General features: G+C 64.0%; 12 protein-coding genes. 6 read left to right on the forward strand and 6 right to left on the reverse strand.

All coding sequences use genetic code 11. The features are described 5' to 3' along the window. The first annotated feature begins 105 nt into the window (after positions 1-105). A complete protein-coding gene (locus B7Y49_RS08950) occupies positions 106-5,841 on the forward strand; it encodes an alpha-2-macroglobulin (protein WP_374127241.1) in 5,736 nt (1,911 codons plus the stop codon). 1 nt (position 5,842) lies between these two features. Then, entirely contained in the window at positions 5,843-8,038 is a 2,196-nt protein-coding gene (pbpC, locus tag B7Y49_RS08955; protein ID WP_374127242.1) for a penicillin-binding protein 1C, read from the forward strand. A gap of 65 nt (positions 8,039-8,103) precedes the next feature. Here pbpC and B7Y49_RS08960 read toward each other — a convergent pair whose 3' ends face one another. Both B7Y49_RS08960 and B7Y49_RS08965 read right to left on the reverse strand, forming a co-directional pair. Then, on the reverse strand, positions 8,104-8,610 hold the full coding sequence (locus tag B7Y49_RS08960) for an RcnB family protein (protein WP_374127243.1): 507 nt from the start codon (positions 8,608-8,610) through the stop codon (positions 8,104-8,106). A 108-nt stretch (positions 8,611-8,718) separates the two neighbouring features. Then, the gene (locus B7Y49_RS08965) at positions 8,719-9,213 is read right to left on the reverse strand and encodes an outer membrane protein assembly factor BamE (protein WP_374127244.1); all 495 of its coding nucleotides are present in this window, start codon (positions 9,211-9,213) and stop codon (positions 8,719-8,721) included. A 138-nt stretch (positions 9,214-9,351) separates the two neighbouring features. Here B7Y49_RS08965 and B7Y49_RS08970 point away from each other — a divergent pair, with 138 nt between their 5' ends. Both B7Y49_RS08970 and B7Y49_RS08975 read left to right on the forward strand, forming a co-directional pair. Next, positions 9,352-9,861, forward strand: coding sequence for a ubiquinol-cytochrome C chaperone family protein (locus tag B7Y49_RS08970; RefSeq protein WP_374127245.1), 510 nt, complete (start codon positions 9,352-9,354; stop codon positions 9,859-9,861). Further along, the gene (locus B7Y49_RS08975) at positions 9,858-10,391 is read left to right on the forward strand and encodes a DUF177 domain-containing protein (RefSeq protein WP_374127246.1); all 534 of its coding nucleotides are present in this window, start codon (positions 9,858-9,860) and stop codon (positions 10,389-10,391) included. Before B7Y49_RS08970 ends, B7Y49_RS08975 begins: the two co-directional genes overlap by 4 nt. 4 nt (positions 10,392-10,395) lie before the next feature. Here B7Y49_RS08975 and B7Y49_RS08980 read toward each other — a convergent pair whose 3' ends face one another. Beyond that, entirely contained in the window at positions 10,396-10,956 is a 561-nt protein-coding gene (locus tag B7Y49_RS08980) for a histidine phosphatase family protein (RefSeq protein ID WP_374127247.1), read from the reverse strand. 13 nt (positions 10,957-10,969) lie between these two features. After that, positions 10,970-13,693 (reverse strand): ATP-dependent DNA helicase, encoded by a 2,724-nt coding sequence (locus B7Y49_RS08985; protein ID WP_374127248.1) that lies wholly within the window; start codon positions 13,691-13,693, stop codon positions 10,970-10,972. Between the two features lie 40 nt (positions 13,694-13,733). Between B7Y49_RS08985 and B7Y49_RS08990 the strand changes: the two genes are divergently transcribed. Next, a complete protein-coding gene (locus B7Y49_RS08990; protein ID WP_374127249.1) occupies positions 13,734-15,299 on the forward strand; it encodes a lysine--tRNA ligase in 1,566 nt (521 codons plus the stop codon). Here the strand turns inward: B7Y49_RS08990 and B7Y49_RS08995 are convergent, their stop codons facing one another. Further along, positions 15,300-16,595 carry a sodium:proton antiporter gene (locus B7Y49_RS08995; RefSeq protein ID WP_374127250.1) on the reverse strand — a complete coding sequence of 432 codons (1,296 nt, stop codon included), beginning with the start codon at positions 16,593-16,595 and terminating at the stop codon, positions 15,300-15,302. Positions 16,596-16,755: 160 nt separating this feature from the next. On the opposite strand from B7Y49_RS08995, the gene B7Y49_RS09000 reads away from it, so the two are divergent. Then, the gene (locus tag B7Y49_RS09000; protein WP_374127251.1) at positions 16,756-17,760 is read left to right on the forward strand and encodes a histone deacetylase family protein; all 1,005 of its coding nucleotides are present in this window, start codon (positions 16,756-16,758) and stop codon (positions 17,758-17,760) included. On the opposite strand, the gene B7Y49_RS09005 is transcribed toward B7Y49_RS09000, so the two are convergent. Then, entirely contained in the window at positions 17,757-19,007 is a 1,251-nt protein-coding gene (locus tag B7Y49_RS09005; protein ID WP_374127252.1) for a dipeptidase, read from the reverse strand. The genes B7Y49_RS09000 and B7Y49_RS09005 overlap by 4 nt on opposite strands.

A 19,007-nucleotide genomic window follows, 5' to 3' on the forward strand; every position in this document is an offset into this window, starting at 1 on the left:
CCCAGCTTTGCTGATACCGCAAGCCACTGGCGTAACACATTATTCCGTACTGGACCGAAAGAGCCGCGACCGGTAGTTAACCTTATCCTTTTCCGCAAAGGGGCGATGATGAAGCTGGTCTCCCGTCTAGCATTCCTGGCCCTTGTGGTCGCCCCGATCAGCGCTTCGGGGGATAACTCTCCGCAAGTCATTGTCGCCACGCCCGGCATCGGGAATGGCGCGATCGAACGGTTCACCGCCCGTTTCAGCCAGCCGATCGTGGCGCTCGGCGATCCGCGCGCGGCTTCCCCTTTCAAGGTGACCTGCGCGATTGCCGGTGAAGGCCGCTGGGTCGATCAGCAGACCTTTGTTCATGAATTCAAGTCGCCATTGCCGGGCGGCACCACCTGCAGCTTCGATCTGATCGATGGGCTGAAGACGGTGGCGGGCTATGCCGTTGGCGGGCAGCGCAGCTTCAAGGTCGATGCTGGCGGCCCGGTGGCGCGCGCAATCCTGCCGGGTCAATATGGCGGTGAGATCGAGGAGGATCAGGTGTTCCTGATCGCCGCGAACCTGCCCGCAACGCCTGCATCAGTCGCCGCCAACGCCTATTGTGCAGTCGATGGCATCGGCGAAAAAATCCCCGTCGATGTGCTCGGTGCCGATGTTGCGCCCAAGCTGCTCGGCGAGCTTGGTACTGACCGGTATGAAGTGACGAGCTTCCTGGAAAATGCTGGTTTGCCAGCCGCGATTCCGGCGGCAGAGGCTGATCGCCAATCGATGACAGCCGGGATCACGGCGTTGAAGTGCCGTCGTCCGCTGCCCCCGGGGCGCGACATGGCGATCGTCTGGTCGGGCAAGATCGCGGGCGCGAGCGGCAAGCTCGCCGGGTCCGATCAACGCTTCGACTATACCGTGCGCAAACCCTTTACAGCACGGTTCGAATGCGGCCGCGTCAACCCGCAGGCCGGGTGCAGCCCGGTCGAAAAGGCATATGTGCGTTTTTCCGCGCCAATCGCGAAAAGCGTTGCTGAGCAAATTCGCATCCAGACCGCCGACGGTAAATCGATCGCCCCCAAATTCGATGCCGATACCAAACGGCAGTCAACCGTCAGCGATATCAGCTTTGCCACCCCGCTGCCCGCCGCGAGCACCGCGAAGCTGATTCTGCCTGCCGACATCAAAGACGAGAGTGGCCGTCCGCTCTCCAATGCGGAGCGTTTCCCACTCGATATCCGTTTCGATGAAGCCCCGCCGCTGGTGAAATTTGCCGCGCCCTTTGGTATCTTGGAGGCGCGTGAGGGCGGCGTGTTGCCGGTCACCGTGCGCAATGTCGAACCGGCTTTGCGCGGACGCAATCTGGCGATCGCCGGGCAGACGATGAAGGTCGACGGCACCGACGGCCAGATCGCCCAGTGGCTGCGGACCGTCGACGATGCCGATGATTATGCCAGCCATGAGGAAATGCGCGGCAAGGAAAAGGTGACGATCAACGACACCGGCTCCAAGCCGATCCTGGCGGCGAACCAGGGCACTGATCTTTCGGTCGGGTTGCCGGGCAAGGGCAAGGATTTCGAGGTCGTCGGCATTCCGCTGACCAAGCCGGGCTTCTATGTGGTCGAACTCGCTAGCCCGAAGCTCGGCAATGCATTGCTCGGGCGCGATGCGCCGCGTTATGTCGCCAGTGCCGCGCTCGTCACCAACATGGCGGTACATTTCAAATGGGGTCGTGATCGCAGCCTCGCCTGGGTGACGTCGCTCGATAGCGGCAAGCCCGTGGCGAACGCCGCGGTGGCCGTTTCCGATAGCTGCACCGGCAAAATGCTCGCGCGTGGTGTTACCGACAAGAGCGGCGGCGTGCTGATCCCCAGCGGTCTGCCGGCGCCCGAAACCTATGCCTCATGCGAGGGATCCGAGCATGCGCTGATGGTCTCGGCACGCAAGGACGATGATTTCAGCTTCACGCTGACCGATTGGGGCGAGGGCATCCGTCCTTATGATTTCGACCTGCCCTATGGCTATTCGGCGCGTGACGACATCGTCCATACCGTGTTCGATCGTGCGCTCGTCCGCCAGGGCGAGACGATCAACATGAAACACATCGTCCGCAAGCCCATTGCGGAGGGTTTCGCGACCACACCAGCCTTTACCGGCACGTTGCGACTGTCGCACCGCGGATCGGACACGCAGTTCGACCTGCCACTCAGCATCGACGCCAGCGGCATCGGCGAGACGACTTGGGTAGCGCCGCAGGGCGCGCCGATGGGCGATTACGACCTGCAAGTTATTAGCGGCGACAAGACGATCTTCACCAGCCAATCGTTCAAGGTCGACGAATATCGCCTGCCGACGATGCGCGCGACCGTGACCGGGCCGAAAGAAGCCGCGATCCGGCCCAAGACGCTGCCGGTCGATCTGTTCGTCGGCTATTTGTCGGGCGGCGGTGCTGCCAATCTACCGGTCGATGTCCGCGTCGGCTGGTTCGGCAATATCAGCACGCCTGCCGGTTACGAGGGCTACAGCTTCGGCGGCAAGGCCGTGACCGAGGGCGTCAAAGCGATGAACGGCGATGGCGAGGAGGAGCAGACCCCGCTGCCCCCAACCCAAACCCTGCCCGTCACCTTGGGGGCAGATGGCACCGCCCGCACCGCGATCGAGGTACCGCAAACACTCGACGGCGCGGCAAACATGCTTGTCGAGATGGATTATCAGGACGCCAATGGCGAGGTGCTCACCGCATCGCGCAGCATCGCGATCCACCCGTCGGCGGTGCGGATCGGGATCAAGACCGATGGCTGGCTGATGAAGCAGGATGATCTGCGGCTTCGGCTCGTCGCGGTCGATACCGAGGGCAAGCCGATCGCCAATCAGGCGATCACCGTCGCGCTCTATAATCGCGAAATCCTGACCGCACGTCGCCGGTTGATCGGCGGCTTCTACGCCTATGACAACCAAATGAAGACCACCAAGCTGGCCGCCACCTGCAGCGCGACGACCGATGCGCAGGGGCTGGCGACCTGTGCGATCAACCCCGGCGTGTCGGGCGAAGTCTATGCCGTTGCCACCACCACCGATGCCGCTGGCAATCTGGCGCGCAGCACCGTTTCGACCTGGCTGGTCGGCGATGACGATTGGTGGTTCGGCGGCGACAATGGCGACCGGATGGACGTGATCCCCGAAAAGCCCGAATATAAGGCGGGCGAAACTGCACGCTTCCAGGTTCGCATGCCGTTCCGCGAGGCGACCGCGCTCGTCACTGTCGAGCGCGAAGGCGTGCTGTCGAGCTTCGTTACGCATCTTGAGGGCAAGAACCCCGTCGTCGAGGTGAAGATGCCGGGCAGCTATGCCCCTGATGTTTTCGTGTCCGTCATGGCGGTGCGTGGCCGGGTGCAAGGCGGTTTCTGGGACTGGCTGACCGATTTCGGGGCGATGTTGGGCATTGTCGCCAAGAATGAACCGGCACCCGAGGCCACCGCCTTGGTCGACCTCAGCAAACCCGCCTACCGGTTGGGTATCGCGAAGGTGAAGGTCGGCTGGGACGCGTACCGGCTCGGCGTGACCGTGAAAGCGGACCGTGAGCGCTATGCCGCGCGCGATGTGGCGCAAGTTGATGTCGATGTAAAAACACCTGACGGCAAGCCAGCGGCGAGCGCCGATGTGGCGTTTGTCGCGGTCGATCAGGCACTGCTGCAGCTTGCCCCCAATGAAAGCTGGGATGTGCTCGCCGCGATGATGGGCGAACGGTCGCTGTCGGTGCTGACGTCAACGGCGCAAACGCAAGTCGTCGGCAAGCGGCATTACGGCAAAAAGGCCGTCGAAGCTGGCGGCGGCGGCGGTGATCTGTCCGGCCTCAACCGCGAGAATTTCCAGCCGGTGCTGCTCTGGAAGGGCCGCGTTGCACTGGATGCGAACGGTCATGCCCGCGTGCCGGTAACGCTCAATGATGCGCTGACATCGTTCAAGCTAGTCGCAATTGCCACTGACGGTGCACAATTGTTCGGCACCGGCGAAACCGACATCCGCGCAGCGCAGGACCTCAGCATCTTCAGCGGTATCCCGCCGCTGGTGCGCACGGGTGACAATTACGGCGCGGTGTTCACGCTGCGTAACGGGTCGGACAAGCCGATGACGGTCACCGCCACGGTTGACCTGATGCCGCGCGTCGCGACCGGCAAGCCGCTGACGGTGACCATCCCGGCGGGCGGTGCCGCGCCGGTCGTGTGGAATCTCACCGCACGCGACGGCCTGTCGAGCCTGCGTTGGCAGGTCTCCGCCAAAAGCGCCGATGGCAAGGCAGTCGACAAGATCACGGTCGACCAGCAGATCGTCCCCGCCGTCCCCGTAGAAGTGTGGGCGGCGACGCTCGCCCGCGTCGGCGCGGCAACGACGATCCCGATCGGGGCGCCCGCCGGCGCAATTGCAGGGCGTGGCAGTGTCGATATCCGGCTCACCGATACGCTCGCGCCGCCCCTGGCGGGGGTTCGGTCGTACATGACCGCCTATCCGTACAACTGCTTCGAACAGCGGCTGTCACGGATCGTCGCGCTGGGTGATGTGGCGGGCTGGACGGCGCTGGCAGGCGAAATCCCGACCTATCAGGCACCCGATGGCCTGTTGCGCTATTGGCCGTCGGACAAGCTTGAAGGGTCGGAGGCGCTGACCGCCTATGTCCTGTCGATTGCCTCCGAAGCGGGGCTGCCGATACCCGAGGGCCCGCGTGCGAAGATGATCGACGGGCTGAAGGCCGTTGTCGACGGGCGCGTACGGCATGAGGATTATGGCGATGTACGGTTGCAACGGATCGCCGCCTTTGCGGCACTAGCCCGCGCAGGGGCCGCGACACCGGCGATGCTCGGCCAGATCGGGCTCCCGGTGGGCGAAATGCCGACCGCGCAGCTTGCTGATTATCTGGTCGCACTCGACAAGGTGCCCGGCCTTGCCAACGCGACCGCGCTCAAGGGGTCAGCGCAGGCCGAACTGCGCAAACGGCTCGTTTACGAAGGCACGCGGCTCGATCTGAGCGATCAGTCGAGCGCGGCGTGGTGGCTGATGTCATCGGGTGATGAAGCCGCCATCAAGGCGCTGATCGGTGTGCTTGGGCGGCCCGGTTGGCAGGACGATGCGCCGCGCATGATGGTCGGCGTCTCGCTGCGCCAGTCGCGCGGACATTGGGACACGACAACCGCCAATGCCTGGGGTGCAATTGCGGCGCGCAAGTTCGCCGGGCTTTACCCGGCAGAGGCGATCGCTGGCGTCACCACTGCATCGATCGGCACCACGACGCTGACGCGAAACTGGCCGCTAGCCGAGCCGTCACGTTTCGTCAGCCTGCCGCTGCCAGCGGCACAGACCCCGTTGAAACTGACGCAGAGCGGCGGGGCAGGCCCATGGGCGATGGTATCGGTCTCTGCCGCAGTCCCGCTCACCAAGCCGCTCAACGCCGGGTACAAGATGACCAAGACGGTGTCGGTGGTGCAGGCGCGCAAGGCTGGCGTGCTCACGCGCGGTGATGTGCTGAAAGTGTCGATCACCGTTGATGCATCGGCCGAACGCAATTGGGTGGTGGTGAGCGATCCGGTGCCCGCAGGCGCAACGATCATTGGCGATCAGGGCGGGCAATCCTCGCTGCTCGCGCAGGTAACCGGCGATGCCGGGGTATCGCCAAGCTATGTCGAGCGTGGCGGCGCGACGTGGCGGGGCTATTTCGCCTGGGTGCCACGCGGCAGTTTCACCGTCAGCTATACGGTGCGGCTGAATGGTGCTGGCCGGTTCAACCTGCCACCGACACGGGTCGAGGCAATGTATTCACCCGCGATCCGCGCTGCCCTGCCCAACGCCCCGGTGACCGTGCTCCCCAAATAGCATGACGTGGATTGCCCGATTGCAGAAGCTGTTGGCCGATCAGCCCGATCAGGCGATTGCAGCGCTGATCGCATGGGTTCGGGCGTTGCGGCCGGCGCATTACGCAATTGGCGGGCTGGTCGCGCTCGTGCTGGCGGGCGCTGGCCTGGATTATGTGACCCAGCCGCCGCCGCTGCCCGGCTATGGTCAGGTACGTCGCCAATGGCAGCCCTCTGAAGCGTGGCTCTATGACCGAAACGGGACGCTGATCGATAGCGCGCGCGTGAACTTTGCCGCGCGGCGGCTTGCCTGGACACCGATCGACAAGGTCTCCCCCGCCACGCGGGAAACGTTGCTGCAGGCCGAGGACAAGCGCTTCTACAGCCATGGCGGGGTTGATTTCCTCGCGCTAGGCAGCGCGTTTCGCGATCGGCTGCGCGGCGAGCGCGGGCGAGGTGCGAGCACCGTCACGATGCAGGTCGCGGGGTTTTTGAGTGCTGATCTAGCCGCTCCCGGTGCACGCGGCTGGCGGGAAAAGCTGCGCCAGATGCGCGCTGCCTGGGCGCTGGAGCGTGCCTGGCGCAAGGATCAGATTTTCGAGGCGTATCTGAACCTCGCCGGGTTTCGCGGCGAGGCGCAGGGGATTGGCGCCGCCGCGCTCGGGCTGTTCGGCAAAACACCCGATGCGCTGTCACGCGATGATTCGCTGTTGCTGGCTGCGCTGCTACCCAATCCACAGGCACGCCCCGATCAGGTGGCGCGTCGGGCATGTGCACTGGCGCAGCAACGCGACTGCACGCGTTTCGACGGCGCTGCCTTTTCGATGCTCGGCCCGGCGCGCAGCCTGGCGCTCGATCCCGGCCTCGCCCCCCATCTCGCCGGGCGATTGCTCACCAAACCCGGCGTGAAGGTGACAACGACGATCGACGCCCAGACCCAGCGGATCGCCATAGCCGCGCTGGTGCGCCAGTTGCGCGGCCTTGGCGGGGCACGCGCGCGTGATGGCGCCGTGATCGTGGTGGATAATGAAAGGGGCGATGTGCTCGCTTATGTCGGCGGGGTTGGCGGGGCATCGACTGCAGCGGCGGTCGATGGCGCGGCGAGTTACCGCCAGGCCGGATCGACGCTTAAGCCGTTCCTTTATGCTCAGGCAATCGAGAAGGGCTATCTCACCGCTGCGTCGATCCTCGATGATTCGCCCGTTCAGCTCGACACCGCATCGGGGCTGTATGTGCCGCAAAATTATGATCGCGATTTCAAGGGGCTGGTGTCAGCCCGTAGCGCGCTTGCGGGGTCGCTGAATGTGCCCGCGGTGCGTACCTTGCTGCTGGTCGGCGTCGAATCGTTCCGCGACCGGCTATGGGATACCGGCTTTCGCGGACTGACCGAAGACGGCCAATATTACGGCTTCTCGCTCGCGCTGGGATCGGCCGAAGTGACGTTGCTTGAGCAGGTCGCCGCCTATCGCTCTTTGGCGCTGGGGGGGCGATGGTCGCCGCTGCGGCTGACACCAACCGACAAACCCGAAGCCCCCCGCGCCATCACATCCCCGGCGGCGGCGTGGATCGTCAGCGACATGATTGCCGATCCTAATGCGCGCGCGGGCACCTTCGGGCTGGACAGCGCCTTGCGGCTGCCGTTCTGGGCAGCGGTGAAGACGGGCACCTCAAAGGGCCTGCGTGACAATTGGTGCATCGGCTATTCGGATCGCTTCACGGTTGGCGTCTGGGTCGGCAATCTCGAAGGCGATCCAATGCGCGCGGTGTCTGGCACCAGCGGGGCCGCGCCCGTGTGGCGCGATATCATGTTGGCGATCAATTCCGCAGGGGCGGGGCGGCCAAACCCGCCGCCGCGCGGCGTTGAGACCCGCCAGATCAGCTTTGCAAGCGCGATCGAACAGCCTCGCCGGGAATACTTCCTCACAGGTACTGCGCAAACGCAGATTGCCGGTGCACCCGACAGCGCCCGCCGCCCGCGCATCACCAACCCGGTATCGGGCAGCGTCTATGCGCTCGATCCCGATATTCCGATGGATCGGCAACGTCTCGCCATCGGCGTCTCGGGGGCAGCGGCGAGCCACCGGATCGAACTCGACGCGCGCGATCTGGGTGCGGCGGATGCAAAGCCGCTTGTGCTTGCGGCACCGGGCAAGCACCGGCTGCGGTTGATCGATCTGGGTGGCAAGGTGGTCGATCAGGTGATCTTCACGGTTCGCTAGTCACATGAAAAGACCGGCCCGGGCAGCAACCCGGACCGGCCAGTTCAGATCAATATGTCGAGGCTTTAGAAGAAAAAGCCGCGATAGACGTCGAGGACGATGCCACGACGCGTGTCGACCAGCAGCACATCGTCATAATGACGCACCCAGCGGGCATAGCCACGGGCAGGTGGCAGGCGATAGCGCCATGGATCGGCGATGAAATAGCGCGAGCCATAAAAGGCAGGCGCGATCCGCACGCCGGCGCGGAAGTTGTTGTAGCGGAACGGCGCCCGCCAATCGCCACGACGATAATAGTCGCGATGATCGTTGCGATAACCGCGCCAGTCGTTGCGGCCCCAGGCACGATCACGATCGAACCGGTCCTCGCGCAATTCCTGCCGCGCTTCGCGCACATCGCGCTGTTCACGACGAATATCGCGCTGGTCGCCATAACGATAGGCACGATTAAGGTCGCGCTGCTCGTCGCGAAGATCCTGCCGTGATTCGCGAACTTCGCGCTGCGATTGTGCGCTGGCCGCCACTGGCAGCATAGTTGCGGCCATCAAACCCATGATGATCAATTTACGCATGATGCTTCTCCATTCTTCGTACCAGACATAACGCCCAGGATTTGCCCGAGTCGCGCTGAACGATCCTCGAACGTGATTGTCAGCAAATCGACAGGGTCGTTAACCGGATCAGGGCTGGTCGCGGGTGCCGCCGCCCTGACCCTGACCCTGCGGCCCCTGCCCGGACCCGACCGAACCGATGTTGCCGAACAGATCCTGGAAGAAGGTGCGGCTACGACCCAATGTCGGCGTCGTCTTGCCGTAAGGATTAATCGACGCGACCTGCTCGACCCCGGTGCGATCGACTGCAGATACCACACCCTTGTCGTCGAAGCGGACACGCAGCACCATCTGATCCCGAACCTTGGGATTGTTATAGGCGTAGAATTTGGTGTCCCGCGAGACATAATACCATTCACGCTCATCGAACGTGCTGGTAAAAGTCGGTTTGCCAAGGACTTGCGCGACCGATGCGCGTGTATCCACCCCCGGCTGGACCGAGTTGACCAGATCGACATCGACAACATAGCCCTGATGGCCCTTCAGCCGGGCGCAGCCTGACAGCGAAACGCCAGCGACGCTGATCAGCAGCAACATTCCCATGCGGGCGGACAAAAGCTTCATTCGACTCTCCCAGACGGGCTACGCTTACAAAGGCGGGCAATCGACAACGCATTGCATCACACCGAATGAACCTCAATATGCCGGGGGACGCCAGCAAACAAGGCGCACCGTAACGTTGCGGCGAAAGATGGGAAGCTGATGGGATTGATTGACAGAATTTTCGGTGAAAAGCAGCCACCGGCCACGGCGCCGTTATACGATGCCATCATTGCCGAAGGCCGCGCCGAGCACTGGTATATCGACGGTGCTGTCCCCGATACGATGGACGGCCGGTTCGATATGATCGCGGCGATCCTGGCGTTCGTGCTGCTGCGTCTGGAGACCGATTCGACCGCCGCCGAGCCCAGTGCCCGTCTGACCGAACAGTTTATCACCGACATGGACAACCAGCTCCGCCAGAGCGGGGTGGGCGATGTCGGCATCGGCAAGTATGTCGGCCAGATGATGAGCATGCTGGGCGGCCGGCTGGGTGCCTATCGCGACGGGCTGGCGGCGGGCGATCTGCTGCCAGCGATCAAACGCAACCTGTACCGGGGCGATGATCCGGGCATGGCCGCGCTTGACCATAGCATTGGCCGGTTGCTGGCACTGCGTGACACGCTGGCCGCGCTCGACACGGCGGCAATCTTGCGCGGGCAGCTGCGATGACGACACCCGAATTTTCTCGGACCGAACGGGTCGACACGATCGGCGAGGCGCCGCGCACGGTCCACATCGCGGCAGAGCCCGGCGAGCGAGCGGCGCTTGCCGAGCGATTTGCCCTGATCGCGATCGAGGAACTGCGCGCCGACTTTACGGTGCAGCGTGATGAGATCGGCATCGTTACGCGCGGGCGGATCATCGCCCATGTCACCCAGCCTTGCGTCGTGACCGGGGAACCGGTGCCAGCAAGGATCGATGAAAGCGTGGCGCTGCGCTTTGTCGATGATGACGACGAACCCGCGCGTGACGAGATCGAGCTTACCGCAGATGCACTCGACATCATTCCATATGAAAACGGGGAGATCGATCTGGGCGAAGCCGCAGCTGAAACGATGGCGCTCGCGCTCGAACCCTTTCCCCGAAGTGCCGATGCTGAAGCCACGCTGCGCGCGTCGGGCGTCCTGCAGGAGGATCAGGTGGGGCCATTTAGTGCACTTGCGGCGCTGAAAGCCAAGCTGGGCGGTTCGCCGTCGTGATTACCTAATCGCTTTCGTCTGGCCCCAGCGACGGATCAAGATCTCGTGGGCGCACGAACCGCGATAGCGTGGCGGGCAGCGCGGGGAATTCCGCCCAAGTCGCACAATCCACCTGCAGTTCGGCAAGGCTGGCCGTCGGGAACTTGATCTCCACTGCGTCACGCAGAGAGGGTTGGGCGTCTTGGGCATCCGCCCCTACTGGCACCAGCATCAGCACCAAATCCTCAAGACCTGGGTTATGCCCCACCAGCAGGACGTTATTGGCCGAATCGGGTAACGCCGCGACCAGCTCCAGCAGCGTTGCCGCCGAAGCGAGGTAGATTCGCCGTTCCCATTCGGGCGACACCGCCAGCGTGTAATTTGACGCCAGACAGTCGAGCGTTTGCGTCACCCGCACGGCTGGTGACGCAAGGATATAATCGTAAACCAGCCCATGATCAGCAAGATACTGGCCGATCTGCGCAGCCCCGCGCTTACCGCGCGCATTCAACGCCCGATCGAAATCGCGCGCGACGGGATCATCCCACCCCGATTTGGCATGCCTGAGCAGCGTCAGCGTCTTCATGCCCCCCTCCGTCTCAGGCGCTCGTTACGCCCTCATGCCTCAGCGACGCGACGGATGAAAGACGCTGTGTGACTCGATCAATCGCCTCGTCGAGCGTCACCCGTGCAATTGGTACCCCAGCCGGAAAAGCACTCAACAAGCGCGACGGCATGGCCGCCGACAGCAGCACGAACGAACCGCGGTCATCCGCCCGTCTGATCAGCCGCCCGAACGCCTGTGCCAGCCGCGCGCGCACCAGCCGGTCGTCATAGGCCGCCCCGCCGCCCGCCAGACGCCGCGCGGCATGCAGCACGCTTGGCTTGGCCCAGGGCACCCCCTCCATCACCACCAAGCGCAGCGAATGGCCGGGAACATCCACCCCGTCGCGCAACGCATCGGTGCCGAGCAATGAGGCACGGGCATCATCGCGAAAAATGTCGACCAGTGTGCCGGTATCGATCGGATCGACATGCTGGGCATGGAGCGCCAGTCCCTCGCGTGCGAGCCGATCGGCAATGCGTGCGTGGACGACCCGTAACCGTCGAATCGCGGTGAACAGACCCAGCGTCCCGCCGCCTGCCGCCGCAATCAGCCGGGCATAAGCATTGGCGAGTGCCCCCATGTCGCCGCGCTTCACATCGGTGACGATCAGCACTTCGGCTGCCGATGCGTAATCGAACGGGCTCGGTGCTTCGAAATGAGTGGCTGGCCGGGAAAGGTGCAGTGCCCCTGTCCGTGCTTCGGCCACCGCCCAGCCCTCGTGGCGGTCAGCACCGCCGCCGGTCAGTGTTGCCGACGTCACCAGCGCGCCTTGGGCGGGTTTCAGCACGATTTCGGCAAAGGGACGGGTGGGATCGAGCCAGCGGCGATGCACGCCGACATCATATTCGCGTCCCTCGACGCGCTCGACCGCAAGCCAGTCGACGAAATCGGGATCGGCCGGGCCGCCGATCCGGGCGAGCAGCGCCAGCCAGGCCGCAACCGTGTCGACCCGCCAGCCAAGCGAGGCAATCGCGCCCTCGATCCGCGCGCGGGCCGGGCCATCCATCCAGTCGGGTGCATCCTCAAGCACCGCCTCGAGCCGCCGGCCGAGTGCCACCAGCGGGCGATAAAGCGAATCGAGTGCCTGGGTCGCCTCCCCCGCCGCCTCGATCAGCGCGGCATCGGGTTCGGCCAGCTCGGTTTCCAAGCCATAGCCTGCATCCTCGGTACTGTCGTCACGCGCATAAACGAGCCCGCGTACCGCCGCGAGCAATGCCTCGATCGCGCCGAAGGGTTGCCCTTCGTTCAGCCGCCCGATCCAGCCATCAGCGGGCAAAGCGCGCGCCGCATCGCCTGCCTCGGTAATCGCCCGCGCGCCCGCCTCGTCATAGCTCGCCACGTCGGACAAGCGCGCCGCCAGCCCGCGCCGTCGTCCGCGCCCGGTTGTTTCCGGCCCAATCACCCATCGGCGAAGCTCGATTGTCTCCTGACCCGTCAGCGCGGTGGCGAACATCGAATCGGCGGCGTCGAACAGATGATGGCCTTCGTCGAACACATAGTGCGATGGCCGGGTCGCGGTTTCGCGGCCGCGCGCGGCGTTCACCATCACCAGCGCGTGATTGGCGATAACGATATCGGCATCAGCACTCGCCCGGGCCGCCCGCTCGATGAAGCATTTGCGGTAATGCGGGCAGCCGGCATAAACGCACTCGCCGCGCCGGTCAGTGAGCGCGGTCGGGCCATTGCGGCGAAACAGCGTCGGCAGCCAGCCCGGCAGATCCCCACCGATCATGTCGCCATCGACGGTATAGGCGGCCCAGCGCGCGACGAGTTGCGCCAGCACCGCCGCCCGGCCCTGAAAGCCGCCTTGCAGCGCATCCTCCAGATTGAGCAGGCAGGCGTAATTCTCCCGCCCTTTTCGCGTTACCACCTTCGCCTTGCGCACTGCCGCATCAGGGAACAGCCGTGCGCTTTCATGGGAAAGTTGGCGCTGCAGCGTCTTGGTGAAGGTCGACACCCATACCGCCCCGCCAGCCTGTTCCGCCCAGAGCGAAGCGGGCGCGAGGTAGCCAAGCGTCTTGCCGATCCCGGTCCCTGCTTCAGCCAGCACCAGATTGGGTGCATCGCGCGCCATGCGGGGCGCGAAGGCCTGCGCCGCCGCATCGGCAAAGGCGCGTTGGCCGGGGCGTTGCTCCGCCGCGCTGCCCGTCAGCGCTGTGAGCCGCGCTTGCGTATCGACTGGATCAATCGTGATGCTTCGCGGGGCGGGGCGGGGTGCGCCCTCAGTCCATTCGGGCAATTTGGAAAACAACCAGCGCTCGGCCGTTTCCGGCTTGGCAATCTTGTCCGTCAGCAAAGGCACCCATGGCCAACGCAATCGAGCCAGTGCTTGAAGCGCTGTCCACGCCCCCTCGCGCTCGGGCCAGTCGCCTGCCGTCTGCGCAATCAGCGCCGCCGCTGCCGTTGCGAGGAACGGCGCGATTTCGTCGTCGCGCCCCGGTTCGCTCAGCCCCGCTGCGCGAGCGAGGCCGCGCGGCGTGGGCACCATGAAGCGCGCCGGATGCAGGAACGCGAACAGTTCAAGCAGATCGAGCCCCGACAATTCGGCATAACCAAGCCGTTGCCCGATCAGCGCAGCGTTGAGCACGATCACCGGCGTATCCGCCGCAATCCGCATCGCCTCGCCCCGCCCGACCTGCCGGGTCTGGCCATCCCGCGCAATCCAGATCCCACCATGGCTTGCGTGGAGCGCGGGATAAGGCAAAGAAGCGATCATCCCCATCAGCTTTGCCGATACCGGAACGAAAGGGCAACTTGTGACTGAACTGCGCGCCGCTGCACTCGCTTCAAAGGCCTGGCCTTATGAAGAGGCGCGCAAGCTGCTGAAACGCTACCCGGATGGCAAGCCAGATGGCGCCGCGATCATTTTCGAAACCGGCTATGGTCCGTCGGGCCTGCCGCATATCGGCACCTTCAACGAAGTGCTGCGCACGACGATGGTGCGCCACGCATTTCAGGCGATGTCGGACGCGCCGACGCGGCTGATCGAATTTTCTGATGACATGGATGGCTTGCGTAAAGTGCCGGACAATGTCCCCAACCAGGTGATGCTGACCGAGCATCTCGGCAAGCCGCTCAGCCGCATCCCCGATCCGTTCGGCAAGTTCGAGAGCTTTGCCGCGCACAACAATGCTATGCTGCGCGATTTCCTCGATCGTTTCGGTTTCGAATACGAGTTCATCTCGTCGGCGTCGCAATACGAAGCCGGGGTGTTCGACGAGGCGCTAAAGGGCGTGTTGCGACATTATGACGCGATCATGGGCGTCATGCTGCCGACGCTTCGCAAGGAACGCGCCGCGACCTATTCGCCGGTGTTGCCGATCAGCCCGAAGACGGGTGTGGTGCTGCAGGTGCCGGTCGAGGTGATCGACGCTGATGCCGGGCTGATCCGCTTTACCGATGCCGATGGGGAAGTCCTGACGCAAAGCGTGCTCGGCGGGCAGGCCAAGCTGCAATGGAAGGTCGATTGGGCAATGCGCTGGGTCGCGCTTGGCGTCGATTATGAAATGTACGGCAAGGACCTGATCGACAGCGGCATCCAGTCGGGCAAGATCGCCCGGGTGCTCGGCGGTCGCCCGCCCGAGGGGCTGATTTACGAGATGTTCCTCGACGAAAAGGGCGAGAAAATCTCCAAGTCCAAGGGCAATGGCCTGACCTTGGAGCAATGGCTCGATTATGGCACGCAGGAGAGTCTGGCGTTCTTCGCCTATCGTGAGCCCAAAAAGGCCAAGCAGCTTCACATCGGCGTCATCCCGCGCGCGGTGGACGAGTATTTCCAGTTCCGTGGCAATTATGCCGATCAGCCGGTGGAACAGAAGCTCGGCAATCCGGCGCATCATATCCATGACGGGGAGGTGCCCGGCACCAATCCGCCGGTGACCTTCGGCTTGCTGCTCAACCTGGTCGGCGTGCTCGGCGCGGGCGCAACGGCGGAGCAGGTGCGCGGTTATCTGAGCAATTATGTCGAGGGAGATATCCCAGCCGAACTCGATGCGCTGATCGGCCATGCGCTGGCGTACAATCGCGATTTCGTCGCGCCGACCCTGGTGCGGCGCAAGCCGGCAGGGGTGGAAATCGCCGCGCTCGAACGGCTCGATCGAGAGCTGGCGCCGCTCCCCGCCGACACATCGGCGGTCGATCTGCAGAACATCGTCTACGCCATCGGCAACGAAGGCGGGTTCGACAATCTGCGTGACTGGTTCGGCGCCCTGTACGAAACCCTGCTCGGATCGAGCCAGGGCCCGCGCATGGGCAGTTTTATCGCACTCTACGGCATCGAGAACAGCCGCAACCTAATCGCCGAGGCGCTTGGCCGCGCGTGATCAATGCGTCGGCTCGGGATCGGCCTTGGCACTGCCATAGCCGGTCCTGAGCGCAAGCGCCTCCATTGTCATGCTCTGGACAACAATGGAGAAAATCACGACCCCCAGCGTCGCTGCAAAAATCGCCTGGCGTTCGGGAATATCGGGCAACGACAGCACCATTGCCACTGACAGCCCGCCGCGGACCCCGGCCCAGGTAAGGACGTTATAAAATTTCAGCGGTATCTTGTTGCCCACTGCCAGCAGCATGACCCCTAGCGACGATACCGCAATCCAGCGGGCTGCCAGCACCATTGCCGCACCCGCCGCCATCAACAGCAGCGCCAGCGGCGACAAGCTAAGCGCAATTGCTTTGATGCCGACAAGGAAAAACAGCACAGCGTTCATGCCTTCATCAACAATGTGCCAGAATACGTGGACATATTCCTTGGCATGGGGTGCCAGCGCCTGCCGCGCCCATTGCGATGCCATCACGAGCCCGGCAGCCACCACGCCCAACGGGCCGGACAATTCGAAATGCAGCGCAACCGCATAAACGATGGTTGCCGTGGCGATCGTAATCATCGTTTCGGTGATCCAATCGTTGACGGCGTAGAGCACCACAACGGCCACCACCGCCACCGCCAGCCCCAGCGCGATGCCGCCAAACGCCTCAATCGCGGCATGCTGAGCGATGACAGAGAAATCGGTATGGCCGCCGCCGACTGCAGTCTGGCCAATCGCATAGGCCAGCAATGCCTTGAACAGGACAACCGCAACACCGTCGTTAAACAGCGCTTCCCCCTCCAGCGTTGCTTGCAAATGGGGTTCCAGATCGGTGCGTTTGGTCATCGCGAGCACCGCGATCGGATCGGTTGGGCTGATCAGCGCGCCGAACACGAGCGCCCAGCTGACCGGCATGGCGATCCCCAGCGCGTGGCACAGCGCCCAAAATGCGGCGGCAATCAGGGAGGCAGTGATGACCGTGCCGAACAGCGCCAGCATGGCGACGGCCCAGCCTCGTCGGATCATGGCATCCAGATTGACGTTCATTGCGCCCGCAAACAACAAATAGCAGAGCAGGAAATTGAGCACGAGTGCGGGATAATCGATCTGGCGTTCAAGCAGGCGGAACACCGCCCCCGCGCCGAGCCCGGGACTGAACATATCGGTGAGCGCGATGGCGCCGCTAACGGCAAGCCCCACAATCAACAGGCCGACGGCGACCGGCAACTTCAACGTATTGGCATTGATCCAGCATGCCACCGTTGTTGCTGCGAGAATGAGCGCCGCCATCTCGAACAGATTGAATGTCATCTTTGCCCCCCGACTGACGCCCACGATTCGTTAACCATTGTACCCGCTGGCGGACGGGTGGCCAGCTAAACTTGGCGCTTCCCATTCTCCCTCGCGGGCTTTCTTACGCCACGCTATGCCGTTGACCTGATTTGCGCCCTAGCTGCAAAGGACTAACCCGATGCGCCGTTTCTTTTCCCCCAACCAGCTGGCCCATGCGCCGCTGCAGGAGCTGCATAATGGCGGGTTCACCGCCTATGCCGAAAGCCCGGCGCGGGGCGAGGCGATGGCGACGGCGCTGGGTGGCCTGGAAGAACCCGACGATCGCGGCGACGCGGCGATCCGGGCGGTGCACGGCGCGGACTATCTCGATTTCCTGCAGACCGCGCCTGCCAAATGGGCGGCGGCGGGGCGGCCGGGGGATGTGATGGGCTATGTGTGGCCGGTGGTCGGCAGGCGGCCGCTGACGCTCAACCGGATCGATGCGCTGGTGGGGCAGTATAGCTTCGATGCCTCGACCCCGCTGACTGCTGACACCTATCAATCGGCCTATTGGAGTACCCAGTCCGCGCTGGCGGCGCTGGCGGCGGTGCAAGGTGGCGACCGCGCGGCATTCGCGCTGTGCCGGCCGCCAGGGCATCATGCTGGGGCGGATTATCTCGGCGGCTATTGCTACCTCAACTCCGCCGCGATCACGGCACAGGCGGCGCGTGATGGGGGCGCGGGCCGGGTCGCCATCCTCGACATCGATTATCACCACGGCAACGGCACGCAGGACATTTTCTACGATCGCGGCGATGTGTTCTATGCAAGCCTCCATGCCGATCCGGCGACTGATTATCCATTCTACTGGGGCCATGCCGATGAACGCGGTGATGGCGACGGGCTGGCGGCCAACCTCAACCTGCCGCTGCCGCAGGGGACGACGATGGCCGGATTCCGCGTGGCGCAAACCACTGCGCTCGATGCCATCGCCAGTTTTGCCCCCGATCTGCTCGTTGTCAGCTTCGGGGCGGATACCTGGGAGGGTGACCCGATCAGCCATCTGAAACTCGCCACCGCCGATTATGCTGTCCTCGCCGCCGATATCGCCGCGCGCGGTTGGCCAACGGTGATCCTGATGGAGGGCGGCTATGCGGTCGATGCGCTCGGCAACAACGTGATCAGTTTTCTGAGCGGTTTTTAGGGCCGGTCGGTCGCATCGATCGGCGGCATGCCGACCATCGATTTCGCGACCGCCTCCACCTTTTCCATCACCCGCAGGATGTTGCCGCGTGCCAGCCCTGCGAGATCGGCATCGCTCCACCCGCGGCGGGCGAGTTCGGCGAAGAGCGCCGGGTAGCCGTCGACCCCGGTCATGTCGCGTGGGGACGTGCCGTTGATGCCGTCATAATCGCTGCCGATGCCGACGCTCGCCTTGCCCGCCAGCTTGGCGATGTGATCGACATGATCGGCGATCGTTGCCGAGGTAACGATTGGTTCGGGATGAGTCGCTTCCCATGCCAGCACGGGTGCGGTCGCATTGGGGCCATAGACCTCCGCCGATGCGCCGACCGATTTGGCGTAATCGCTGCGGGCCTTGTCCCAGTCTCGCCACGCCTGCGAGACGAAGCTGGGGTAGAAATTGACCATCACGACCCCGCCATTCTTGCCGATCGCGGTGAGCAGTTCATCGGGAATGTTGCGCGGTGCATTGTCGAGCGCGCGCACCACCGAATGCGAAGCAATGACCGGGGCCTTGGTCACTTCCAGCACCGCCGCCAGCGTCGCATCGGAGACATGGCTGATATCGACCATCATCCCGATTCGGTTCATCTCGGCCACCACCTGCTTGCCGAACGCGCTTAGTCCGCCAGAGCGCGGATCGTCGGTCGAGGCATCGGCCCAAGGCAGGCTGAGTGTGTGGGTGAGCGTCATGTAGCGCACGCCGAGATCATGATAGCGCCGCAGCACCGAGAGCCGCCCGTCAATCTGGTGGCCGCCCTCCACCCCCATCAGCGAGGCGATCTTGCCTGCCTTTTCGATCCGGCGGATATCGGCGGCAGTCCCTGCCATCTCGAACGCGCCCGGATTGGCGGCGACGAAGCGTTTGACGATGTCGATCTCCTCCAGCGTCATCTCCACCGCGCGCGGCCCGAGATTATCTGCGGTAATCCACACCGACCAGAATTGCGCGCCGACATGGCCCTTGCGGAGGCGCGGAATATCCGTCTGCAGCGGGAAGGGCAGTTTCGACGTGTCCTTGGTGAGATCGACCGATTCCACCTTGGCGGCGTATTTGGTGCGGATTTCCCAGGGCAGATCATTATGCCCGTCGATCACCGGATTGGCGGTGAGCAGCTTTTCGATGCGGGCAGCGGTGGCGGGATCGGCGGGCGGGGGTGCGGGCGTTGCCGCCGCTTGCGCGAGCATCAGCAGTGAACACATCAGCAT

The organism is Sphingomonas sp. 28-62-11 (genome assembly GCF_002278865.1).
Classification (GTDB): domain Bacteria; phylum Pseudomonadota; class Alphaproteobacteria; order Sphingomonadales; family Sphingomonadaceae; genus Sphingomonas.